General features: G+C 64.9%; 18 protein-coding genes. 17 read left to right on the forward strand and 1 reads right to left on the reverse strand.

Going from position 1 to position 24492, the window contains the following annotated elements:
* Nucleotides 1-38 precede the first annotated feature (38 nt).
* The 13 genes from fdhF (at nucleotide 39) to KHZ24_04230 (ending at nucleotide 14970) form a co-directional block, all read left to right on the forward strand.
* Nucleotides 39-2261: a formate dehydrogenase subunit alpha gene (gene fdhF, locus KHZ24_04170; GenBank protein ID MBS5450393.1), complete on the forward strand. Its 2223-nt coding sequence runs from the start codon at nucleotides 39-41 to the stop codon at nucleotides 2259-2261.
* A 76-nt stretch (nucleotides 2262-2337) separates the two neighbouring features.
* The gene (locus KHZ24_04175) at nucleotides 2338-2937 is read left to right on the forward strand and encodes a 4Fe-4S dicluster domain-containing protein (GenBank protein ID MBS5450394.1); all 600 of its coding nucleotides are present in this window, start codon (nucleotides 2338-2340) and stop codon (nucleotides 2935-2937) included.
* Entirely contained in the window at nucleotides 2934-4946 is a 2013-nt protein-coding gene (hyfB, locus tag KHZ24_04180) for a hydrogenase 4 subunit B (GenBank protein ID MBS5450395.1), read from the forward strand. Before KHZ24_04175 ends, hyfB begins: the two co-directional genes overlap by 4 nt.
* Before the next feature lie 13 nt (nucleotides 4947-4959).
* The gene (locus KHZ24_04185) at nucleotides 4960-5892 is read left to right on the forward strand and encodes an NADH-quinone oxidoreductase subunit H (protein MBS5450396.1); all 933 of its coding nucleotides are present in this window, start codon (nucleotides 4960-4962) and stop codon (nucleotides 5890-5892) included.
* 30 nt (nucleotides 5893-5922) lie between these two features.
* A complete protein-coding gene (locus KHZ24_04190; GenBank protein ID MBS5450397.1) occupies nucleotides 5923-7362 on the forward strand; it encodes a hydrogenase 4 subunit D in 1440 nt (479 codons plus the stop codon).
* A 10-nt stretch (nucleotides 7363-7372) separates the two neighbouring features.
* A complete protein-coding gene (gene hyfE / locus KHZ24_04195) occupies nucleotides 7373-8026 on the forward strand; it encodes a hydrogenase 4 membrane subunit (protein MBS5450398.1) in 654 nt (217 codons plus the stop codon).
* Nucleotides 8027-8033: 7 nt separating this feature from the next.
* Entirely contained in the window at nucleotides 8034-9599 is a 1566-nt protein-coding gene (locus KHZ24_04200) for a hydrogenase 4 subunit F (protein ID MBS5450399.1), read from the forward strand.
* An 8-nt stretch (nucleotides 9600-9607) separates the two neighbouring features.
* Nucleotides 9608-11353, forward strand: a complete 1746-nt coding sequence (locus KHZ24_04205) for a hydrogenase large subunit (GenBank protein ID MBS5450400.1) — start codon at nucleotides 9608-9610, stop codon at nucleotides 11351-11353.
* 14 nt (nucleotides 11354-11367) lie between these two features.
* Nucleotides 11368-12000, forward strand: a complete 633-nt coding sequence (locus tag KHZ24_04210; protein MBS5450401.1) for a 4Fe-4S binding protein — start codon at nucleotides 11368-11370, stop codon at nucleotides 11998-12000.
* A 7-nt stretch (nucleotides 12001-12007) separates the two neighbouring features.
* Nucleotides 12008-12793, forward strand: a complete 786-nt coding sequence (locus KHZ24_04215) for an NADH-quinone oxidoreductase subunit B family protein (protein ID MBS5450402.1) — start codon at nucleotides 12008-12010, stop codon at nucleotides 12791-12793.
* Complete coding sequence (locus tag KHZ24_04220; GenBank protein ID MBS5450403.1) at nucleotides 12794-13501, forward strand: formate hydrogenlyase maturation HycH family protein; 708 nt, start codon at nucleotides 12794-12796, stop codon at nucleotides 13499-13501.
* A 5-nt stretch (nucleotides 13502-13506) separates the two neighbouring features.
* On the forward strand, nucleotides 13507-14016 hold the full coding sequence (gene hycI / locus KHZ24_04225) for a hydrogenase maturation peptidase HycI (protein ID MBS5450404.1): 510 nt from the start codon (nucleotides 13507-13509) through the stop codon (nucleotides 14014-14016).
* A gap of 105 nt (nucleotides 14017-14121) precedes the next feature.
* Complete coding sequence (locus KHZ24_04230) at nucleotides 14122-14970, forward strand: formate/nitrite transporter family protein (protein ID MBS5450405.1); 849 nt, start codon at nucleotides 14122-14124, stop codon at nucleotides 14968-14970.
* 95 nt (nucleotides 14971-15065) lie between these two features.
* Here KHZ24_04230 and KHZ24_04235 read toward each other — a convergent pair whose 3' ends face one another.
* Nucleotides 15066-16379, reverse strand: coding sequence for an ATP-binding protein (locus tag KHZ24_04235; protein ID MBS5450406.1), 1314 nt, complete (start codon nucleotides 16377-16379; stop codon nucleotides 15066-15068).
* Between the two features lie 412 nt (nucleotides 16380-16791).
* On the opposite strand from KHZ24_04235, the gene KHZ24_04240 reads away from it, so the two are divergent.
* From KHZ24_04240 to KHZ24_04255, 4 genes are all read left to right on the forward strand, one after another.
* On the forward strand, nucleotides 16792-19089 hold the full coding sequence (locus tag KHZ24_04240; protein MBS5450407.1) for a molybdopterin-dependent oxidoreductase: 2298 nt from the start codon (nucleotides 16792-16794) through the stop codon (nucleotides 19087-19089).
* 692 nt (nucleotides 19090-19781) lie between these two features.
* Nucleotides 19782-21434 (forward strand): sodium:proton antiporter, encoded by a 1653-nt coding sequence (locus KHZ24_04245; GenBank protein ID MBS5450408.1) that lies wholly within the window; start codon nucleotides 19782-19784, stop codon nucleotides 21432-21434.
* A 1343-nt stretch (nucleotides 21435-22777) separates the two neighbouring features.
* Complete coding sequence (locus KHZ24_04250) at nucleotides 22778-23281, forward strand: hypothetical protein (protein MBS5450409.1); 504 nt, start codon at nucleotides 22778-22780, stop codon at nucleotides 23279-23281.
* Nucleotides 23274-23948 carry a hypothetical protein gene (locus tag KHZ24_04255; protein ID MBS5450410.1) on the forward strand — a complete coding sequence of 225 codons (675 nt, stop codon included), beginning with the start codon at nucleotides 23274-23276 and terminating at the stop codon, nucleotides 23946-23948. Before KHZ24_04250 ends, KHZ24_04255 begins: the two co-directional genes overlap by 8 nt.
* Nucleotides 23949-24492 lie beyond the last annotated feature (544 nt).

Below are 24492 nucleotides of genomic sequence, written 5' to 3' on the forward strand. Positions count from 1 at the left end.
GAGCAAAGCACACCGAGCACGAAAGAGGGAGGTTGGAGATGGAGAAGCATTACGTCGTCTGCCCGTACTGCGGCGCGGGTTGCAAGTTCAACCTGCTCGTCGAGGGCGACCGCGTCGTTGGCACCGAGCCGCTTGACGGCATCACCAACGAGGGCGAGCTGTGCCTCAAGGGCATGAGCGGCTATGACTTCATCAACGACACCAAGATCCTGACGCCCCGCGTCCTGCACCCGATGATCCGTCGCACGAAGGACTCGGATTTCGAGCGCGTCACGTGGGACGAGGCCCTGGACTTCACGGCCCAGAAGATGAAGGCCATCATCGAGAAGTACGGCCCCGAGTCCGTCCTTGTCACGGGTTCCTCCCGTGGCGGTGGCAACGAGGCTAACTACGTCATGCAGAAGTTCGCGCGTGCGTGCGTTGGCACGAACAGCGTGGACAACTGCGCCCGAACTTGACACGGCCCAACTGTCCTCGGTCTGACGGACACAGTTGGTACGGCTGGTATGAGCCTCGGCATCCCCGGTATGGAGAAGGCCGGCTGCGTTTTCCTGTTCGGGTATAACCCGAGCGCCTCGCACCCCATCGTCGCGCGCCGTGTTGTGCGCGCCAAGGAGCGTGGCGCCAAGATCATTGTTGCAGACCCGCGTCGCATCGAGACGTCGCGTATCGCCGACATCTACATGCAGATCAAGAACGGCTGCAACGTCGCGTTCCTCAACGCGTTCGCGAACTGCATCATCAACGATGGCTACGCCGACAAGGACTTCATCGCCGAGCACACGAACGGCTTTGAGGAGTGGTGGGAGACCATCAAGAACTACACGCCGGAGAAGGTCCAGGACATCACCGGCGTTGACCCCGCAACGATGCACAAGGCCGCCGAGATGTACGCCACGGCGGAGCCTTCGTCCGTCATCGGCTGGGGCATGGGCGTCTGCCAGCAGAAGCAGAACGTCCAGACGGTGCACACCATCGCTGCCATCGCCTGCATCTCGCACCAGATCGGCAAGCCGAATTCCGGCCTGGCGCCCGTCCGCGGCCAGAACAACGTTCAGGGCTCGTGCGACATGGGCTGCCTGCCCAACCTCTATCCTGGCTACCAGAAGGTCAGCGACCCGAAGATCCGCGCCAAGTTCGCGAAGGCCTGGGGCGTGCCCGAGGAGAAGCTCTCGCTGCGTGACGGCTACAAGCTGACGCAGCTCGAGCACCTCGCCCACGAGGGTAAGCTGCACTGCTTCTACAACTACGGCGAGGACCCGGTTCAGACCGAGCCCGACTCGAAGGCCACGATCGAGACGCTGAAGAACCTGGACCTGTTCATCTGCCAGGACATCTTCATGACGCAGACGACGATGTACGCCGACGTGTTCCTGCCCGCGACGTCGTGGGGCGAGCACGAGGGCGTCTTCACGGCCTCCGACCGTACGTTCCAGCACTTCAGCGCCGCTGTGCCCCCCAAGGGCGAGTGCCGCCACGACTGGGACATCATCTCCGACCTCTCCACGCGTATGGGCTACCCCATGCACTACAACAACACGCAGGAGATCTGGGATGAGCTGCGCGAGCTCTGCCCGCAGTTCTACGGCTGCACGTACGAGAAGATGAAGGCCAACGGCGGCCTCGGCCATGCCCAGTGGCCTATGCCCAACATGGAGGACACCGGCACGCCCGACCTGTTCCCCGGCGGCGTCTTCAACACGCCGACGAAGAAGGCCAACCTCATCGCGCATGACTGGGAGCACCCGACGGAGCTGCCCGACGAGCAGTACCCGCTCATCCTGTGCACCGTCCGCGAGGTCGGCCACTACAGCTGCCGCTCGATGACCGGCAACTGCAAGGCGCTGGCGCTGCTCGCCGACGAGCCCGGTTTCGTTCACATGCATCCCGAGGACGCCAAGGCTCGCGGCATCAAGAACGGCGAGATCGTCAAGATCCACTCGCGCCGCGGCGAGGTCTACTCGCGCGCGGACGTGAGCGACCGCATCAACCAGGGCACGGTCTACATGACGTACCAGTGGTGGATCGGCCGCTGCAACACCCTGACGCTGCACCAGACCGATGCCGTCTCCATGACGCCTGAGGACAAGTTCAGCGCCTGCCAGGTCGATAAGGTCAAGGATCAGGTCTGGGCCGAGAGCCATGTTGCCGAGCTCTACAACGACCTCAAGGCCGAGCTTGCCGAGGCGGCTTCTCACCAGGCTGCGGAGCCGGCGGTCGCGTTCTCGAACTCCGACGTGCCCGATCAGATCCTGGTGTAAGCACCTATCGCAGGACGGACGGGCTCGGGGCGTCACCGACGGGCGTCCCGGGCCCCTTTTCAGGATGGGAGCGGGTGTGAATCGCTTCATAAGTATCGAGCCGGATAGGTGCATTGGGTGCGGCACCTGTCGCTCGGCTTGTCACGATGGGCATTACAACGCAGGGCTGCAGTCGGAGCCCCGCCTTGCTGTGATGAAGGTCGATGAGGTTACGGCCGCCATCGCCTGTCATCATTGCGAGGGAGCTCCGTGCGCGGAGGTCTGCCCTGTCAATGCCATCGTGCATGAGAACAACATGATCCACGTGAACGAGCAGCATTGCGTCGGGTGCCGCCTGTGCGCCGTCGCCTGCCCGTTCGGTGCCATCCACCCAAGTGGCACCTCTATTGCCGGTGTCGCCGGCATCGCGTACGAGACGCCGATCCACGAGGCCAACCTGAGCGATCTGCTCACGTGGGACCCGGGCGTCATCACGTGCGCGGTCAAGTGCGACCTGTGCTCGTTCGACCCGGAGGGTGGCCCGCGCTGCGTCGCGGCTTGCCCGACGCGCACTCTTCGCTATATCAGCGAGGAGGACAACAAGGACCTCAACGACGTCAAGCGCTACCGCACCGCGGCTCAGAGCGACGTGCTTGAGGGCGTCAGCCACGGCATGGGATTGGAGGAGAGCGAATAATGGCCGTCACCCTGTTCCTTGCCTCCATGGTCACCTCCATCGTCGCTGGCTTTGTGTCCATTCTGCTCAAGCAGACGGAGAAGACTGCGAAGATGGCCGGCTGCGGGCTGGGCATCGCCGCTGCCGCTATGAGCCTGCTTGCGGGCCTCATCGCCATGATCGGCAACGGCGAGTCGTTCAGCGCGAGCTTCCTGTTCCCGTTCGCGCAGTTCTCGCTGCTGCTGAACCCGCTGGCTGGCCTGATGGTCACGATCATCTCGATCCTGGCCCTCGTCGCGTTCATCTACGGCATCTCGTATCTCGACGAGTACAAGGGCAAGCAGGCTCGCGCTTGCATGTTCCTCAACTGGTTCGTCGCGTCGATGATGCTCGTCATCGCGGCTGACAACGCGTTCTGGTTCCTCGTAGCCTTCGAGCTCATGTCGCTCACGAGCTACTTCCTCGTCATCATCGAGGAGCAGCCCGGCTCCATCAAGGGCGGCTTCATGTACCTGGTCATGGCACACCTCGGCTTCGTGTTCATCATGATGTCGTTCCTGCTCATGGCCAACGCAGCGGGCTCGTTCGAATTCTCCGCCTTCCGCGCGACGCCTCTGGCGCCCTGGATGGCGTCGCTGTGCTTCGTCATGGCGTTCTTCGGCTTCGGCGCGAAGGCCGGCATGATCCCGCTGCACAGCTGGCTGCCCATGGCTCACCCGGCGGCTCCGTCCAACGTGTCGGCGCTCATGTCCGGCGGCATGATCAAGATCGGTATCTTCGGTATCGTGAAGGTCGGTCTTGACCTGCTGTCCGCCTCTGGCGTCGAGCTGTGGTGGGGCTTCCTCGTGCTCGTCATCGGCGCCATCTCCTCGGTGCTCGGCGTCGTCTACGCTCTGGCCGAGCACGACATCAAGCGCCTGCTGGCCTACCACTCCGTCGAGAACATCGGCATCATCCTGCTCGGTGTGGGCGCTGCCCTCATCGGTGCGGCGATGGACAACACGGTGCTCGCCGGCCTTGGCCTGCTCGCCGCTCTGTACCACACGTTCAACCACGCCATGTTCAAGGGCGAGCTCTTCCTGGGCGCCGGCTCTCTGCTGTACTCCCTGGGCACCCGCAACATGGAGGAGATGGGCGGCCTGTTCAAGCGCATGCCCTGGACGGCTGTCTGCTTCCTCATCGGCGCCCTGGCCATCTCGGCCATCCCGCCGCTGAATGGCTTCGTCTCCGAGTGGTTCACGTACCAGTCGCTGTTTGACGCCGCGTTCCTGGGCAACAAGGCGACGATGGTGTTCGCCGTGCTCGCCGTCGTGGCCCTGGCCATCACCGGCGCGCTGGCCGTCACGTGCTTCGTGAAGGCCTACGGCGTCACGTTTGCCGGCGCTCCCCGCAGCCAGAAGGCCGCGGAGGCCAAGGAGGTCCCGACGCCGATGATCGTCGGCCAGGTCATCCTCGCCGCCGTCTGCGTCATTCTCGGCCTGGGCGCCCCGTTCATCGCGCTGGTCTTTGCGCATGTTGCCGCGTCTGTGCTCGCGACGCCGGCTCTCGACGTCGTCACCGGTGCCGCGACGGAGAACGTCATCACCGGCACGGCTATGTCGACGCCGCTGATCGCCATCCTGCTCGTCGCCTTCGTCGCGCTGGCCATCTTTGGCCGCAAAGCGCTCAACCACGGCCTGGCTCCGCGCATGGCGCAGCCTTGGGCCTGCGGCTACGAGCCTGACAAGGAGATGCCCGTCATCGCCACGAGCTTCGCTTCTGACGTGAACATGTTCCTGAAGCCGCTCTACACGATCCGGGACTTCTGCACGAGCGTGTGCTGGAAGATAGCGCACTTCTTTGAGGGCTCCGTCGACGTCGCGCGCGCCGTCGAGCCTCAGCCCGACAAGATCCTGGTGGACGACGTCGCGCATGGCGTGGACGTCCTGGGCCGCCTCGCCCAGAAGATCGTCGGTGGCAACTACAGCGTGTACATCATGTACATCGTCGTTGCCCTGATCGTCTTCTTGGTCCTGGCCGTGGCGCTGTAGGAGGGAGGGAAGCATGGTTAACGTTCTCATCGGCATCCTGCAGGCAATCATCGTTGTCCTGATCGCGCCGTTCTTCTCGGGCCTTGCCCGCGTCGTGCGCGCCAAGATCACGAGCCGCAAGGGCCCGGATATCTGGCAGGACTACCGTGACCTCTCCAAGCTCATGCATCGCCAGGAGGTCCTGAGCAAGGATACGAGCTTTGTCCACCGCATCATGCCGCCCCTGTTCTTTGCGGTCATGCTCATCCTTGCGATGGGCATCCCGATGATCACGCAGTACAGCCCCATTCCGCTGCTCGGCGACATCATCACGATCCTGTACCTCATGGCTCTGCCCCGCTTCTTCTTCTCGCTGGCTGCTCTGGACACGTCCTCGGCATACGGCGGCGTCGGCGGCATCCGTGAGCTCATCGTCGGCGTGCTCGTTGAGCCCACGATGATCCTGTCCCTGTTCGCCACGGCCCTGGCCGTCGGTTCCACGAACGTTGGCGTCATGGGCGTCACGATCGCGTCCGGCGCTGCTACGGCCCCCGTGGCCGTCGTGCTGGCTGCTGTCGCGTTCGCGATGGCGTGCTATGTCGAGCTGGGCAAGGTCCCGTTCGATATGGCCGAGGCTGAGCAGGAGCTGCAGGAGGGCCCTCTGGCCGAGTACTCTGGCGCGTCGCTCGCCCTGCTCAAGCTCTCGATGAGCATGAAGCAGGTCCTCGTCGTGTCCTGGTTCATCGGCATCTTCCTGCCGTTCGGCGCGGCCCCCGTGGCCATCACCGCCGGCTCGTTCTTCCTGGGCCTCGTGCTGTATCTCGTCAAGCTCGTCGTGCTGTTCCTGATCATCAACGTGATCGAGAGCTCTGTCGTTCGCGTTCGGTTCAAGCTGCTCGGCTCGCAGACGTGGGCCATCTTCGGCATCTCTGTCCTGTCGTTCGTGTTCGTCGTCGTTGGCGTGTAGTCTGAAGGGAGGAGAAAACCAATGCCTGTCATAGAGACCCTTGGGCTGCTCGCCATCGCCGTCCCGTTCATCGCCGCCGCGCTGCTGCTGCTGTTCCCGCGCCCGGCTGCCAAGTGGTTCACGATCGTCGGTGCGTCTATCTCGACGATTCTGACGATTGCAGTTGCCGCCATGTACTTCCAGGGCGGCAAGGAGGCCACGGACATCGTGTTCGCGTCGATGGGTGAGGCCGAGATCCTCGGCTTTACGTTCGACAACATGAGCACGCTGCTCGCTCCTGCGTTCGTCGGCATCGGCCTTCTGGTTACGATCTACTCGGTTGCGTACATGTCGGAGAAGAACCGCGAGCATCCCGATGCCCCGCGCAAGCGCTTCTACGTGTACCTGTCGATGTTCATCGGCGCCATGGCCGGTATCGTGTACAGCTCGACCCTTGTCGGTCAGGTCATCTTCTTCGAGGTGACGGGTGCGTGCTCGTGGGGCCTCATCGGCTACTACGCCACGCCCACGGCCAGCAAGGCGGCCATGAAGGCCCTCATCATCACGCACATCGGCTCGCTGGGCCTGTTCGTCGCGGCCATCGTGACGTTCGTCCAGACCGGTACGTTTGCGCTGACCGCCATCGCTGACCTCAGCGACGGCTGGAAGATGGTCGTGCTGTTCGGCATCCTGTTCGCCGCGTGGGCCAAGTCCGCGCAGCTCCCGATGTACATGTGGCTGCCGAGCGCCATGGAGGCGCCGACGCCTGTGTCCGCGTACCTGCACGGCGCCTCGATGGTCAAGGTCGGCGTCTGCATCTTTGCGCGCGGCCTGCTCGTCGCCGGCCCCATCCCGGAGCCTGTGGCGTGGGTTGCCTGCATCGGCGCCCTGTGCACGATGCTGTTTGGCTTCCTGATGTACCTGCCTCAGAAGGACATGAAGCGCCTGCTGGCCTTCTCCACGATCGCCCAGCTTGCCTACATCTTCATGGGCCTCGGCCTGTTCGCGTTCGGCAGCGACATGGCGTTCGACGGCGCCGTGGCGCACATCTTCAACCACGCGTTCGCCAAGACGCTGTTCTTCCTCGTTGCCGGCTCGCTGTCCTTCACGCTGGGCACGCGTATGCTGCCGAAGGTCAAGGGCCTTATGAAGCGCTACCCGGTCACGGGCGTCGCCTTCGCGTTCGCTGCCCTGGCCATCGCTGGCGTGCCGCCGATGAACTGCTTCTTCTCGAAGTTCCAGATCTTTGCCGGTGGCTTCGAGGTCGGCGCGACGCATCCGTTCGCGCTCGCTCTCGTCGTCATCATGATCTTCGAGACGGTCGCGACGTTCGCCTGGTTCCTCAAGTGGATGGGTTCCGTGCTTCCGGGCGAGCCCTCCGAGGAGGTCGCCGCTGGCCAGCCCCTGCCCAAGGCCATGTCTGGCGTGTTCATCGCTCTGATGATTCTTGTCGTCGTCTCCGGCCCCCTGTCGGCCGCGTGGCTGGGTTAGGAGGTAAGCGATGGGATACACACTCGTCAACATCCTGGGCGCGTTGCTCATCGTGACGTCGACGCTCGTCGTGCTCTCCAAGTCCATGAAGCGGACGGTCATCACGTACGCGGTTCAGTCGTTCATCCTCGTGATGCTGCTGCTCACGCTCGGCATCACGACGGGCGCGACCGAGCTCATGCTCTGGTCCGCCTCGGCGTTCGTCACGAAGGTCATCCTCGTGCCGGCCATCATCTGGTACACGTACAAGAAGATGGGCTGCCCGGATGACTCCAACGCCAAGTCCAAGCTCAATCCGGCCCTGAGCGTCGTGCTCATCGCCGTCGAGGTGCTCGTGTGCTTCTGGGCCGTCTCTGGCATCCAGCTGCCCACGGCCGCCGAGGTCAAGCCGGCTCTCGCCATCTCGCTCGCTCACTTCTTCGTGGGCCTGACCTGCATCGTGAGCCAACGCAACATCATGAAGTCCGTCTTTGGCTACTGCCTGATGGAGAATGGCTCTCACGTGACGCTGGCCTTGCTGGCCCCCACCGCGCCTGAGATCATCGAGATCGGCATCGCCACCGACGCCATCTTCGCCGTGCTCATCATGTCCATCGTCGTTTCGAGGATCTGGAAGGGCGTCCACACGCTCGACTCGAACGACCTGACGAATCTGAGGGGGTAGGGGCGGCATGGAACTCTCCGCGCTTCTCATCGCTCTCCTTGCTTGCCCTCTGGTCTTCACCCTGGTGATGGCCGCGCTTCCCAAGGAGACGAGCCGTTCTCTGTTCGCAGCCGTGCACATGGTCTCGATGACCGCCGTGCTCGTGCTGTCGATCATGACCGCCGGCCCGGTTCTGCTGAACAACACGGCGATCGACGCCATGGGCCTGTGGTTCCACCTCGACTCGCTCGGCGCCATCTTCGTGCTGCTCATCGGCGTCATCGGCTTCCTCACGGGCCTGTTCTCGCTGCCCTATGTGAAGCACGACGTCCTGAACCACGTCATGGACGCTGATCGCGTCAAGCAGTACTACGCGCTGTTCAGCTGCTTTGTGTTCACGATGTTGCTCGCCACGACGACGAACAACATCATCCTGATGTGGGCTGCCGTCGAGGCCACGACGCTGTCCACGGTGTTCCTCGTGGGCATCTATCGCAACGATCTGTGCCTCGAGGCTTCGTGGAAGTACGCCATCGTCTGCACGGCTGGCGTCGCGTTCGGCCTGTTCGGCACGCTGCTCGTGTATGCCAACGCTGCCGACATCATGGCTAACCCCCATGAGGCCGCGTTCCTGACGAGCATCCTGCCCTACGCTGGCCAGCTTGACCCCCAGCTCATGAAGATCGCCTTTGTGTTCGTCGTCATCGGCTTCGGCACGAAGGCCGGCCTGTTCCCGATGCACACGTGGCTGCCCGACGCGCACTCCCAGGCGCCGAGCCCCGTGTCGGCCCTGCTGTCCGGCGTGCTGCTCAAGTGCGCCATCCTGGTGATCATCCGCTTCTACATGCTTGACATCCAGACGGTGGGCGCCTTCTTCCCGCAGCTCATCCTCATGATCGTCGGCGCGCTGTCCATCGTGTTCGCCGCGCTGTCGCTCGTGAGCCAGCATGACCTCAAGCGCAAGTTCGCGTACCACTCGGTCGAGAACGTCGGCATCATCGCCATCTGCCTCGGCTTCGGTGGCCCGCTGGGCATCGCTGCGGCCATCCTGCACTGCGTGTTCCACGGCTTCACGAAGGCCCTGCTGTTCTGCCTGTCCGGTAACATCCTCATGAAGTACGGCACGCGTGATCTGCGCAAGATCACGGGCGTCATCGAGGCCATGCCGATCACGGCCACGCTCATGGTCGTCGGCCTGTTCGCCCTGGCTGGCTTCCCGCCGCTGGCGATGTTCATCTCCGAGTTCCTGATGTTCGTCTCCGGCGTTGCGGCTGGCTACCTGTGGCTCGTCATCGTCGTCGCCGTCGCGCTGACCGTCGTGATCTCCGTCATCATGACGATCATCTCGGGCTCCATCCTGCACAAGGCTCCGGAGGGTATGAAGAAGGGCGACGTCTCGGCGCTGGCCCTCATCCCCGAGATCATCCTGCTCGTTGGCATCATCTGGTTCGGCGTTGCCACGCCTAAGCCGCTGGTGCAGGGCGTCGAGAACAGCTGCGCCATCGTGCTGCAGCAGGATACGGATGAGCTGCACCAGGCTCCTCTGTTCCGCCAGCTGTTCGGCACCGAGACCACGACGTCCGAGATTGGCTAGGAGCTGACATGAGCAACGTTTCTAACACCAACATCGGCCTGCGGAGGTGTGAGAGCCACGTCGAGGCTGTTCGCCAGAACATCCCCGGTGCGCTGCTCAAGGCCGAGTGGCAGGACGACAACCAGGTCACCATCACGGTGAAGACGGACACGCTTCCCGACGTGGTGAGCTACCTGTACTACCAGCGCGACGGTTGGCTGCCCATGATGGTGGGCAACGACGAGCGCAAGATCTGCGGCATGTACGCTGTGTACTACATCCTGTCCATGGAGGGGGAGGACCGCGGCTTCGTCACCGTGCGCGCCGAGATCGACCCCGCCACGATGGAGTACCCGTCCGTCACGCCGCTCGTGCCCGCCTGCGTGTGGAGCGAGCGCGAGGTTCGCGACATGTTCGGCCTCGTGCCGGTGGGCCTGCCCGACAAGCGCCGCCTCGTCCTGCCGGACGACTGGCCTGACGGGCTCTACCCGCTGCGCAAGGACTCGATGGACTACCGCAAGCGCCCCGAGCCGGTGTCTGACGTGGAGAACTACAAGTTCCTCACGGAGACCCACGGCAAGGAGACGACGGTCATGCCGATGGGCCCGCTGCACATCACCTCGGACGAGCCGGGTCACTTCCGCCTGTTCGTCGAGGGCGAGCACATCATCGACGCCGACTACCGTCTGTTCTACGTGCACCGCGGCATGGAGAAGGTCGCTGAGGCGCGCATGAACTACGATGCGGTCACGTTCCTCGCCGACCGCGTCTGCGGCATCTGCGGCTGCGCCCACTCCGTGGCGTACGCCGAGGCCGTCGAGCACGCCATGAACATCGAGGTGCCCGCGCGTGCCCAGGCGATTCGCGCCATCATGCTCGAGGTTGAGCGTATGCACTCGCACCTGCTCAACCTGGGTCTCGTGTGCCACTACGCTGGCTTCGACTCGGGCTTCTACCAGTTCTTCCGCGTGCGTGAGCGCTCGATGGACCTGGCCGAGAAGCTCGTCGGTCACCGCAAGACGTACGGCCTGAACCTCATCGGCGGCGTGCGTCGCGACATCCTGAAGGAGCAGCGTCAGCAGACGATCGAGATCTGCGACGGTCTTCGCAAGGACGTCCTCGAGCTCGTCGACATGCTGCTCTCGACGCCGAACTTCATCGCTCGCGCCGAGGGCGTCGGCAAGCTCGACCGCACGATCGCCCGCGACTACAGCCCCGTCGGCCCGTGCATGCGCGGTTCGGGCTTTGCTCGCGACGTGCGCTTCGTGCACCCGTTCGACGGCTACAAGCTGCTGCCGAGTGACAAGTTCCAGACCGCGACGCAGGACACCTGCGACGTCAAGGGTCGTACGCTCGTGCGCGTCCAGGAGTTCCTCGACGCCATCGACATGACGGAGTACCTGCTCAACTGCCTGCCCGATGGCCCGATCCTGAACGAGAACTTCACGTACGTGCCTCACAAGTTCGGCATCGGCTACACCGAGGCGCCGCGCGGCGAGGACATACACTGGGCCATGACGGGCGACAACCAGAAGTGCTATCGTTGGCGCGCCAAGGCGGCAACGTACAGCAACTGGCCCGTCCTGCGCTTCATGCTTCGCGGCAACACGATCTCCGACGCTGCCCTTATCATCGGCAGCCTCGACCCGTGCTACTCGTGCACGGACCGCGTCACGGTCGTGGATGTCAACAAGCACACGGAGAAGGTCATCACGAAGGATCAGCTCGAGCGCTACGCTGTTGACCGTACGCACTCTCCGCTGCTTGAGGACTAGAAGGGGAGGAGACCATGCTAAAGCTCTGGAAGATCGGCGCTAAGGCGGGTAACTCCACCGTGAAGTACCCGTTCGCGCCGATGCCCACCAACAAGGACATGCGCGGCAAGCCGCAGCACGACGCCGAGCGCTGCATCGCATGCGGCGCGTGCGCGGTGGCCTGCCCGGCCAACGCCATCCGCATGGAGACGGACCTGAAGGCCAAGACGATCACCTGGTCCATCAACTTCGGTCGCTGCATCTTCTGCGGCCGTTGCGAGGAGCAGTGCCCGCTTGAGGCCATCAAGCTGTCCGAGGAGTTCGAGCTTGCCGTCGGCAACAAGGCCGACCTCATGGAGCAGGCTGTCTACGAGGTGCAGTGCTGCGCCGAGTGCGGCGAGCCCTATGCTCCGCGTAAGGAGGTCGACCTGTGCCGTCGCCTGCTGCAGAAGAACGCGGGGCGCGAGTCGCTCGAAGCCGCTGACGTCGTGGACCTGTGCCCGACGTGCAAGCGCCTCGCCGACGCCAAGCGCGCCAAGGAGATGAGCGAGACGGCCCACGCGCGTCAGCTGATCGACGCGCTGGAGACTGGCACGACGTTCACGACCGCCGCCGACCTCTACGCAGCGACGGACGAGGCGGCGCCGGCTATCGAGAAGGGAGAGTGAGCATAGTATGAGCGAGCCCATCCTCCCTGAGCGACTGCAGGCACGCCCCACGATGGAGGAGGTCGACGCGAGCGTTGCGGCGGCCAAGAAGACCCTGCTGAACAAGATCAAGCGCTCGGTGTATGCCTATCGTGTTGACTGCGGTGGCTGCAACGGCTGCGAGATCGAGATATTCGGCACGATCACGCCCGTCTTTGATGCCGAGCGCTTCGGCATCAAGGTTGTGCCGTCGCCTCGCCAGGCCGACGTGCTCATCTACACGGGTGCTGTCACGCGCGCCATGCGCATGCCGGCCTACCGTGCCTTTGAAGGCGCCCCCGACCCCAAGATCGTCATCTCGTATGGCGCTTGCGGGTGCACGGGCGGCATCTTCTACGATAACTACTGCGTCTGGGGCGGCACGGACAAGCTCCTGCCCGTCGATGTCTACATCCCGGGCTGCCCGCCGTCGCCGGCGCAGACGATCTACGGCTTTGCCATGGCCCTGGGCCTGCTTGACCAGAAGCTGCACGCCAAGGTCGACAAGGAGGCCGAGGACGAGCAGGCGCCGATCCTGCACCCCGGCGTCCCGTACAAGCTGCGCGTCGCCCTGGAGCGCGAGGCCCGCGAGATGGCGGGCTACCGCTACGGTCGCGACCTGGTGAACGAGTACATGGATGTCCTCGAGGGCGCCAAGACCGACGTCATGGGACACGTGGACGACTTCATCCAGCACTGCGATGACCCGCGTCGCGTCGAGATCTTCAACGCGCTGCGCAAGGTCACGGTCGACCACACGGTCGGAGTGGCGTAAATGAGCGCGCAGGCTGATACGCGCGCGGCCGAGTCTGCCTGCGGGCAGGGCTCGGACGCGACGACGCCGGCCTGCGCGCCGCTCGTTGCGGGGGTCTCGGCAGGTGCCGGGGCCCCCGCGGCCGATGCGGGCGCGCGCAGGCCGGGTCCGTGCGCGGCGTCTCTCGAGGCGCTGTACGCGGCCGACCCCGACGCCGCTGCGGTTCGCCGGACGGAGGATCGCACGTCTGCGGCCTGGTCGGGCGCTCCCGGCGAGGTGGTGTTCTACCGGCTCACGAAGAAGTTCGTCGAGAGCCAGGAGTCCATCCCCGAGGAGTCGAAGCAGGTCATGTACTATACGCTGGCGATCGGGCACCACACCGGCGTCATCGACTGCTTCGAACCGGCGCTGGGGTGCTCGCGCGAGCTGTTCGACAGGATCGTTTCGCTGTTCCCCGAGGGGAGCGACGCCCGCTACAAGCTCGAGGGCATCGCGCGCTACGGCGAGATCCAGATCGACAAGTCCCACGTTGCCACGCTGTTGCCGGCCGTCGACCAGGTCCTGCAGGACCTGGGGTATCGCGGCTCGGCCAAGGCGGGCATCGACGTGCAGCTTTCCGACTTCGGCGTGCGCACGCAGGAGGTTGCGTGGCTCATGCAGTTCGAGGACCTGCTCGGGGACGTGCGTGACGAGGTCGCGCTGTATCTGACAGGGAGAGGCAAGGAGTAATGGGCATGGATGCCGACGAGCTCGAGGGCGCCGCTCAGGCGCAGGCCGCACCCAACATCGTGTTCTGCGTGGGCAGCGTGCTGCGCGGCGACGACGCCGCCGGCCCGATGCTCGCCAAGATGCTCGAGGACGACCCCATCGAGGGGTGGGACGTCATCGACGGGGGCCAGACGCCCGAGGACGACATCATCGTCATCAAGCGCCGCCACCCGAAGCGCGTCATCGTCGTGGACGCCGCCGCCATGGGGCTGCCCGTCGGCGAGGTGCGCCTCATCGATGACCAGGACATCTCGACGAGCTATCTGATGTCGTCTCACTCGCTGCCCATCACGCTGCTGCTCGGCGAGGTGCGCTCCGCGTGTGACGACGTGGCGTTCGTTGGCATCCAACCGGGCAACACGGGCTTCTACGAGCCGCTGTCGCCCGAGGTGCTCGAAGCGGTGCAGGCGCTCTACGCCCGCATCAAGGGGGGCGCGGACCTCTCGGACATCCCGCACACGAGCCAGGCGCAATAACGCGGCGTCTGGTTGGCGCGCGGGGTGGTACAGTGTTCGCGCTGAGTTTCCTGGGCCCCTTCCAGGGGCCACATCTTACGTTTGGAGGCATTCGCTATGAGCGAAATGCAACTGCCGCAGGGGCAGGTCGCCGCGCTGACGCCGGCAGCCCCCGGCCCGGCCGACATCGAGCAGAAGGCTGAGGCGGCCGCCGTCTCGAAGGCCAACCTCAAGATCGGCAAGATGTTCGTGCTGGCCATGTTCGCCGGTGCTTTCATCGCGTTCGGCGCCGCGTTCTTCGTCATGTTCCTGGGCGACACGACGCTGACGTTCGCCGCGCAGCGCTGCCTGGGTGGCCTGTGCTTCTGCCTCGGCCTCGTGCTCGTGCTGTGCTGCGGCGCTGAGCTGTTCACGGGCAACTGCCTCATGATCACGGGCGTTATGAGCAAGAAGATCAGCTGGGGCGGCATGTTCAAGAACTGGATTGTCGTGTGGATCGGCAACCTGGTGGGCGCTCTGCTCATCGTGTTCCTGCTCTACATGTCCAACCTGCAGGGCATGAACGGCGGCGCTGTGGGCGACCAGTTCGTGAGCGTCGCTGCGGGCAAGGTCACGCTCGCCCCGGCCACGCTGTTCTTCAAGGGCATTATGTGCAACATCTTCGTGTGCCTGGCCGTGTGGATCGGCTTTGCTGCGAAGAACGTCGCCGACAAGGTCATCGGCATCCTGCTCCCCATCAGCGCCTTCGTCGCCATGGGCTTCGAGCACTGCGTTGCCAACATGTTCTTCCTGAATATGGGCCTCGCGTGCAAGGCCGGTGGCTTCGGCGCGTCCGTGGCTGCGGCTGCCTCGCTGAACGTCGGCAGCGTGTGCTACAACCTGGCGCTCGCCACGCTCGGCAACATCGTGGGCGGCGTCATCTTCGTCGGCCTGGCCTACTGGTACGTCTACCACAAGCCTGTCGCCGCGAAGTAACGCAAGCGAGATACGCAAGCTCGTTCAGGGGTCGGTCGCCACGCGCGGCCGGCCCCTTTTTGTAGTTCGTGGGCAGAGGGGCTCTCGACGGCCCTTTAACGGAAGAGGAACGGGGTCAGGTAGAGAGGCACCGTGACTTTCTTGCCGTCTCTGCCTACGTTCCCGTCAATGAGCTTGTAGCCGAGTGCAATGTCCTCGCGCTCTAGCAACGCGTTGAGCGAGGCGGTAGCGCCGCGTCGGGCCTTGACTTCCACAGGGACGGTGCTGCCAGCCCTATCGACAAGAAACTCGATTTCGTGGCTGCCGTTTTGGGACATCCAGTAGTGCAGCGGGATCCCGTTCTTTGCAAGCATCCCTGCGACGAGATTCTCGTAGAGGCCGCCTTTCATTGGGCCCGCTAGCGTGTTGTTGACAACGGGGGCAAGCATCTCGAAGCCATACATCGCCATGAGCAGCCCCGTGTCATTGGCATAAAGCCGGAACTTGCTGTCGTCTTCGTAAGCGACGAGCGGGAAGCTCGGTGTGCTGACAGAGGTGCAGCGCAGCACCATGTTGGCACCGGCGATCCAGTCGACAGAACTGTCGAACTTGCGCGAGGTGCCGCCCTTTTCGACGAGGGCGTAGCGAAACTTCGTGTTCTCCTTGGCGAGCTGGCGCGGCAATGACGTGAAGCAGGCTCGCGCCTTGACGCGCTCGGTTTCTGAGGCGTAGCGCGCGATGTCATCGAGGTACGAGGCCAACAACTTCGACTGTGTTGCGAAAACATCGCCGTAGTTCTTGGTGTCAACAAAGGTTTGGACAACCTCGGGCATGCCTCCGATGGCAAGATACTCCCTCAGCGTTCTCATCATGGACTCGTGGACAGCGCGAGGAACGGGTTCCAGGTTGTCAAGGTAGCGGCGCAGCAGCGCGGTGGCAGCTCCATCGAGTCCTTGCGCCCAGAGGTACTCCTCGAAGTCGAGGGGGTGCATCTCGATGACACGCTTGTAGCCTACGGGAATAGAGGCAACCTCGTCTGCCTGACGAAACTGGATGCCAAGAAGCGAGCCTGAGGCGACAACGTCAAAGCGATCGTCCTGAGCAAGATACTTGAGAGCGGTGCGCGCCCGGGGGCACTCCTGGATCTCGTCCAGGAAGATGAGGGTGTCATGTTCGATGAAGTGGATGCCGGAGATGAGCAGCGTCATCTGCTGATAGATGGCGTCGGCTTCCAACGACCCGGCAAAGATGTCCTTGTACTCGGGGTGCGCAACGAAGTCGAGCACGATATAGCTGGCATAGTTCTCGCGACCAAACGCGTCGATGATATACGACTTGCCCACCTGGCGAGCCCCTTTGACGAGCAGGCATTCGCGCTCCTTTGTGGCGCGCCATTGGGTGAGAAAGGCGGTCATTTTGCGCTTAAGCATCGCGGCCTCATCCATGCTGGTAATCGCTGTATATGCAGCTTTTCAAGATCTATACTAGTCATAGATTGCAGCTTTTCAAGACTAAATACTGCAATTTGTGCAGCTTTTCAAGAGCCAAGATGATTGGATGAGCGGTGTTTGGCTGATGGCGCTTTCTCGCGCATCTCATTGCCGGCTTGCCCGAGGGGCCTGAAGTCGCTGGAGAGGCTTTTATCCCTTACCTGTTGTTCACGGGCAAGGGGTGCTGCTTCAAGATCTGTCTCCCGGTGCGGGAGGCGTGACGGTATCCGTGCGGCGCAAGGGATGGGCCGCCTGAAGAATCGGTGGGGAAGGCAGGTTCGATGCGGTGATCACTCCGGTTCGGCCAAAAGCGGGTAAGGTCGGGGGAATCCAAACGCGGAAAGGGATTCCCATGGACGAGCGCGCACCGCAGGACACCATCGAGTCGCCGGCCGGCGAGACAGGCTCGCAGGTCGTGGCCGCTCGCGCCGCTTGCGATGCTGCTTCGGGTGCGACCCCCGTGTCCGACGTGCCGTGCGAGGTGGCGACCTCTGTGGAGTCGCGCGATGTCGCCGGCACGAGTGCGCAGGCCTTTGTGGACGCACGTCCGGCTGCGCAGGCTTCCGACGGTATGCGCGACGTCGTCACGACGTGCGGTGGGTGCGACGCCGAGTGCGCGTTCTACGCTCGCATCTCCCCGCAGACGGGTCGCGTCGAGGCGACGCTGCCCGTGCCCGGCCACCCCTGCGAAGCGCCACGCCTCTGCGGCCGCGGAAAGCGCCGCCTCGGTATGCCGTACTTTGGCGACGATCGCGTGCTGCACCCGCTCAAGCGCCAGCCTGACGGCACGTTCGCCCCGATCTCCTGGGAGCAGGCCTACGCTGAGATAGCCGAGCGCATCCAGGCCATCATCGCAGCCCACGGTGCGCCCTCGCTGGCGTGCACGACGGGTGTTTCCTCGTATTTCCGCTGGTACGCCGCCCGTCTGCTTGCGGCTCTGGGCTCGCCGAACATCTACGGTGTCAACGGCGCGTGCGAGTCGAGCCGCGTCACCGGCTGGCAGCACACGCTGGGCTACAGCCCTGACAGCGACCTGGAGCACACGGACTACATCGTTTATCTCGGCCGTTCGCTCGTGGACTCCGCGAGCGTCTCGACGGGCAGCCTCGTGACGCAGGCCCGCGAGCGCGGTGCTGGCATCGTCTCCGTCGACCCGCGGCGCAACTCCACGGTGGACAAGGCGACGGAGTGGCTCAAGATCCGTCCCGGTCACGATCTCGCGCTGCTGCTGGGCATCGCGCACGTCCTCATCAAGGAAGACCTCTACGACCGCGAGTTCGTTGCGGCTCACACGACAGGTTTCGACGAGTTTGCCCGTGCTATGGAGCCATACACCGCTGCGTGGGCTGCCCGTGAGTGTGACATCTCCGAGGAGGCCGTCCTGCGTGTCGCCAGAGGCCTCGGCGCTGCCCGACCGCGCTCGGTCGTGGACTGTGGCTTCCACGGTGGCATCGGTGTCGCCTACGTAAACGGTACGCAGACGGCCCGTATGATCGCCCTGGTCGACGCCCTGCTCGGCAATTACGGCCAGGAGGGTGGCAACCTCAACCCTCCGCAGGTACTGCACCTGGGCGACCTCGACCCGGCGCAGTTTCTCACGCCGCCGACGCCGCAGGCTCCCAAGGCGGGGGCCGATCGCTACCCGCTTGTCGAGGCGGGCGCAGGCCTGTGCACGACGATTGGCGAGTCCATCGAGCTCGATGAGATCCACGGCCTCATCGCTTACGCCTCCAACCCGGCCATGGGCTACGGCAACCCGCGTGAGTGGATGCGCATGCTCGGCGAGCTCGACCTGCTCGTGTGCATTGACATCCGCATGACGGAGACGGCCATGCTCGCCGACTACGTGTTGCCTGACGTGACGTTCCTCGAGTGCGACCGCGGCGTCGGCATCAAGGGGAGCGGTCTGTATTACCGCAACCGCGCGATCGAGCCACTGCATCCCGACACGCGCTCGGCCGACCGCGTCATTCGCGAGCTCGCCGACGCCTTGGGGGTGGGACGATACTTCGCGTTTACGGCAGACGACCTGGCCCGCGCGCGCATCGCGCCCTACGGGGCCGACCTGGACGAGCTCAAACGCGTGGGTTATTGGGATACGGGCATCGACCTGTCGGCGCGCACAGGAGAGCCCGTCATCGAGACGCCCGACGGCAAGATCGCTTTTGCGAGCGAGCTGTGGGAGCGGGCTGGCCTGGGGCGCACGCCGGGCTGGCAGCCGCCGCTCGTCGAGCCGGGACCTGGGGAGTTCCGCCTCATTTCGGGGAACAACCCGTTCGAGTCGCACACATCGTCGCACGTGCTGGCCGGCAAGAAGGGTGATCCGGCGCGCGAGCGCATGGCGGGTGTGTGGATGCACACGAGCCGCGCCGCTGAGCTGGGCATTGCCGACGGCGAGGAGGTCGAGGTCGTCTCCGAGCTGGGGCGCGACCGCGTCATCGCGCACGTGACAGACGACATCCATCCCAGCGCTCTGTTCACGTCGGCCGCTCCGGGCGGGCGCAGCGGCAAGTTTGCCGGCAAGCAGCAGGCGGGGGAGGGCGCCATGGGCGTGGGCCCGCTCGACCATACGCCGCTGCGCTATGACCGGCTGACGGGCGCCGCCCTGACGCAGGAGAACGTCGTGCGTGTGGAGCGCCTCGCTCGGTAGGCCTGCGAGCGTTGCGGCTTTTGGCGGCGTCGGGCACGGCTCTGCGCGCGGAGGCGGGCGCTGCTTGCGGACGAGAATCGAGCTCGTGAATGCTCTCGCTGGGCCGGCCGCCCCGCAGCGCCGGCAAAACCGCAGGTGCCCGGCTTCCGACAGGTGCGCGGCGCGTCCTTAGGGGGAGGCGACCTATGCACGAGCGGCCTTCCTGCCCGCGAAAGGCCGCTCGGCGTGCGGGGATGGGCGCTCGCATGCTTCTGGACGCTTTCCGCGGCGAGCGGCCCTTGCGGTTTTGCGCGGGCACCGTGCACCTGTACGGTTGCGAACGCCTACGGGCGCGGTTTTGCACGCATGCCCATCTTTCGTGGGCGAGAATCGGGCTCGTGCATACCCCCACTAGATCGCCTGGCCTGCGGTGCCAGCAAAACCGCAGGTGGGCGCTCTCTGTCGAGTCACTTGCGGGCCCCCGGGGAGACGTCGGCCATACACGAGCGGCCTTTCTGGCCCCGGAGAGCCCCTCGGCGTGCAAGAGTTCGCGCCGTTGACGTGGGCCGTGCCAGCGTGGCCTCTCGGTGGCCGCCGCCGTTCCGACCGCGCTATCCTGCTCGCCTTTCGTGCACTATCATGATGCCTGCGGCGGATCCTACTGGCTCAACCCGTCCGCCTCGCTGCCGGACTGCTACCTGCTGGAGTGCTCTATGGAAGGCTTCGCCCTCATCTCGACGGGCTTCTGGTCCATCGTCCCGCCGCTGCTTGCGCTCGTGCTTGCGCTCGTGACGAAGGAGGTCTACTCCTCGCTGGCGCTTGGCGTGCTTTCAGGCCTCGTCATCTACCAGTTCAGCCTCAACGGCGTCGGCTTTGGGCAGTTCCTCGACGCGTTCGCCATGCTGCCACGCATGTTCGCCGAGCAGATCGGCGGCAACGGAGCGCTCATCCTGTTCCTGGCACTGTTGGGCGCGCTCACGGTCGTCATCGCCATCGCAGGTGGCTCGCGAGCCTATGCGCAGTGGGTGACGGCGCACGTCAAGAACGAGCGCATCGCCCAAATGCTCACGGCCGTGCTCGGCGTGCTCATCTTCATCGACGACTACTTCAACTGCCTCACGGTCGGTGCCGTCATGCGTCCCATTCTCGACCGCTTCAAGGTCAGCCGCGAGAAGCTTGCCTGGATCATCGACTCCATGGCGGCGCCGGTGTGCATCATCGCTCCCGTGTCATCGTGGGCGGTCGCTGTGGGTGGTTATCTGGGCGAAGACGGCTTCAATACGTTTGTCGCCTCAATCCCGTACAACCTGTACGCGCTGCTGACGATCTACTTCGTCATCCTGCTCATCGTGACGGGCTGGGACTTCGGCCTCATGCTCAAGGCGGAGCGTGCGTGCAAAGGGTTGGCGAATCCCGAGCGCATTCCCCGCAGCGGCACCGTCATGGACGCCGTGTCGAGCATGCGCCTCCACGGCAAGGCTGACGAGGACCTCGAGGGGCGCGTGCAGGTCCCCAGCGTCGTAACGGAGGAATCCGATATCGACGGGGCGGCCGAGGAAGAGCTGCGCACGTACAAGGGCCTGGCCATCTCCGAGCGCGGCCGCGTGAGCGACCTGATCATCCCGCTTGTCGTACTCATCGTGTTCTCTGTCATTGGCATGCTGTATATGGGCGGCTTCTTCGAGGGCGTGGCGTTCTCCGTCGCCATCGGCGAGGATCCCGTCTCCGGCCTGTGCATCGGCGCATGCGTGGCGCTGCTCGTGGCGGCGGCCATGTTCCTGCCGCGCCGGCTCATGACTCTCGACCGCTTCGTCGAGGGCCTCTCCGAGGGCGTGCGCTCGATGGTGGGCGCCATTATGATCCTCGTGCTGGCGTGGAGCCTGGGCAGCCTGTGCCGCTACATGCTGGGCACGGGCGAGTTCGTCGCGGGCGTCGTCACGGGCTCGGGCGCGCCGATGAGCATGCTGCCCGTACTCATCTCCGTCGTCGCGGCGTTCATCTCGTTTGCGATGGGCACGTCGTGGGGCACGATGGCCTTGCTGCTGCCCATCGTGCTCGGCCTGTTCCAGCCGTCTGACCCGCTTTACCTGGCGGCTATCGGCTCGACGCTTGCAGGCGCTGTGTTCGGCGACCACATCTCGCCTATCTCGGACACGACGATCCTCTCGTCGACGGGCGCGCAGTGCAACCACTTGCGTCACGTCTCGACGCAGATTCCCTATGCCGGCCTCGTCATGGCATGCGGACTCGTGGGCTACGCCATCATCGGCGTGACGGCGAGCCCGTGGCTGGCGCTCGCTGCGAGTCTCGTGCTCGTGACGGCGCTCACGTGGGCGCTGCATCGCGTGAGTGCTCGCCGGGGATAGGGGAGCGCGGGTGCCGGAGAGCCGGTGCGGGCTCCGCTGGTTTCCGGGCGCGCGTGCCTTGCTGGGGGGCGTGTCAGGGGCGCCCGAGTGGGCGCGCTTCGCGGGGCTGCGTGTGCCACACTGGGGCAACGCATGCGGGTGGGAGTCCCCGGACCCCGGCGCGTTTTGCGGCTACGTGCGCTTTGCCGGGGCGACGTGCGGGGACTCCCGGGTGGGTGCGCTTGGCGGCCGCGCGTGCTTTGCTGGGGCGACTCCACAGGGGACACCCGGGCGGGTGCGTCATGCTGGGGCTGCGCATACGGGTGGGATCCCGGGCTCCGGCGCGTTTTGCGACTGTGCGCGCCACACCGGAGCGACGTGCGGGGACTCCCGGGAGGGTGCGCTTGGCGGCCGCGCGTGCTTTGCTGGGGCGACTCCACAGGGGACACCCGGGCGGGTGCGTCATGCTGGGGCGAGGCGTGCAGGTCGGAATTCCCGGGCGGACATGTTTTGCGGTTGCGTGCGCCATACTGGGGCGACGCATGTGGGTGGGACCTCCGGGCGGGTGTGTCATGCTGGGGTTATACGCATGTGGGTAGGGTCTCCCCGGACCCCGACACGTTTTGCGACTGCGCACGCCACACTGGGGCGACGCCGCTGGGGGCTACCGTGCCCGGGTGGGCGCGTTTTGCGGATCTGCCAGGTTTTGCAAACCGCCCGTCCGGATCTGGGCGCGATGCGCGGCTCTGCGAGGTTTGCGGAGGCGCCACCACCGGCAGGTCCATCTCGCTCGCAAGAAAACCGCAGGTAGAAAGCGCGGTACTTCGCAGGAAACGCATCCGGGTGCCCGCAGAACCCGTGCAAACCTAGCACGCCCGCAATTTGCGCCCAGACTTCGCCTCCCGTTTTGCAAAACCTAGCAGATCCGCAAATCCGTGCCAGGCCTGAGTGCCCACCTCGTCCCCGGCCCTCGGTGCCCCAGGTCCCTATGCGCCGCGCCTTGTCCCTGGCCCTCGCGGTACCCCCGGGGTCCCTCCGCATCCCGCCTCGCCCCTGGCCCTCGGCGCACCCAGGGCCCTCCGTGCCCCGTCTCGCCCTGGCCCTCGGCTCTCGGCGCCCCCGGGGTTCTCCGCACCCTGCCCCCGAGTCCCAGCTTCGCCGGTCCTCCCGATTTCCTCCTCGCCCCTGGCGTCCCCGCGACCCTCACTCATCCCTTTCGTATGACGCGCGCTCAGCGATATCGGTGGCTTCTACGGACGCGTTGGCACTCCTGCCGAGGCTACCTTGGAATACGTGAGCGTACCTGCGGAAATCTGCGGATCTGCTCGCATATCAAGGGGCATCGACAAGGAGGAGATGCACGCATGAAAGAAACTACAGGCGTCGATAGAAGGCGATTCTGCATGATGGCGGCCGGCGCCGCGGGCGTCGTCGCCGCGGGCGACTTGCTGGCAGGCACCGGCGCGGCCCAGGCTGCCGAGGCGTCCGCGAGCGCAGACGGCGAGGCTGCTGCAGCCGCAGCTGCCGTCCCGCCGATCTACGTCGTCGACCGCTACGAGACGAAGCCCGGCGACGGCGAGGCGTTCCTGAACGACTACCTCGAGCGCTACGCCCCGCTCGCCCAGGCGACGGGTGCCGAGCTCGTGAGCACGCTCGTGGCGCCGCCGTGCTGGCTGCCCATGGACTCCAACGTCCTCACGTTCACGTGGAAGGTCGCCGGCGTTGGCGGGTGCTGGGGTATCGACACGCCGCTGCGCCCCAACCCCGATGTCCAGGCGTGGTGGGACGAGGTTCGCGAGCGCACCGTGAGCATGGACCGCTCGTACTTCGCCGACCCCGCCGACATGGAGGTGCTGAACAATGTTTAGCGCATCGTTTCTCGTCTCGTACGCCGAAGGTCTGCCCGAGGCCGACCAGCAGGCCCTCTACGCCGACCTCGAGGCTGCCGGCAAGGCGCTGAGCGACGTCTCCGTCATCGGTATCGTCCTCGAGCCCGCCACGCAGGCTCCTGGCAACATCATGTTCGAGATCGGCTTCCCGAACCAGGATGCCTACGAGGAGGCCAAGGGCACCGACACGTGGGCCAACCTCAAGGACATGCTCGCTGACACGAAGCGCGTGAGCCTGTACCAGTTCGCGGCGTACGGCGACGACGGCATCCTCAAGCTGACGGACACCGAAAAGGCCACGTGCCACCGCCTGCTGTTCACGCATGTGCGTGACGGCGCCGATCCCGCCATGGTCGAGCACGCCTACGAGGTCATGCCCTACATGCAGGACTTCGTGCCCGGCTTTGTCAACTCGAAGATCTCGAAGGTCGTCGAGAGCGAGGGCTCGCAGACGTGGGATTACGTGTTCGAGTGCGACTACTCCGATCCCTCGGTCTATCCGGGTGCCTACATCATGCAGCCCATCCACATCACGTACATTGACCGCTTCTTTGAGCCGGCCTGCGCGCAGTACGTGTTCGTGCCCGACCTGTGCACGTCCGTCATCGAGACGGATGGCCCGTTCCTGGCCAACTACGCCGAGTAACGCGCGCGTTTGAGCCCGAACCCCCGGGCGGCGTACGCTCGACAGCTCTACCCATCGCGGTCCGGGCGCACCCCCGACGCCCGTGGCCTCGAAGCGGCCGGCCCCTCCCACCAGAGCGGGCTGGCCGCCTGTTTTTGCGTGGAAGCGCGCGCATTCTGGCCAGAAACTGAGCTCGTGAATAGGCCCTCTAACCTCCCCGCTCCTGCCCACCAAACCTGAAAGACAAAGCTGCAGCTTGCGAAATTCCCGCAGCCGAGAAGGGCGCCACTCGGGAAATGGCCCCATACACAAGCCCGCCTCCTGGCCACGAATCGCCCCCTTGTGTGCAAGGCGGGCCGACCGCACGCGTTTTTGACTCCCGCAAATTTGGGAGGTTCGCCCTCCGGCTCCGGTGCGAGAAGCGCCTGCGAGGTGCCGGGCCCCATCTCTGGCGCAGTTCCGCAGCACTCGGGCTCCGACGGTATGCGCGCCCGAGTGGTAGGGCCCTTTTCGCCGAAGCTCGAGCGACGCGAGACTGTTTGAGCACAGAGATAGGGCCCGGCGC

It is taken from the genome of Coriobacteriia bacterium, from assembly GCA_018368455.1.
Classification (GTDB): domain Bacteria; phylum Actinomycetota; class Coriobacteriia; order Coriobacteriales; family UMGS124; genus JAGZEG01.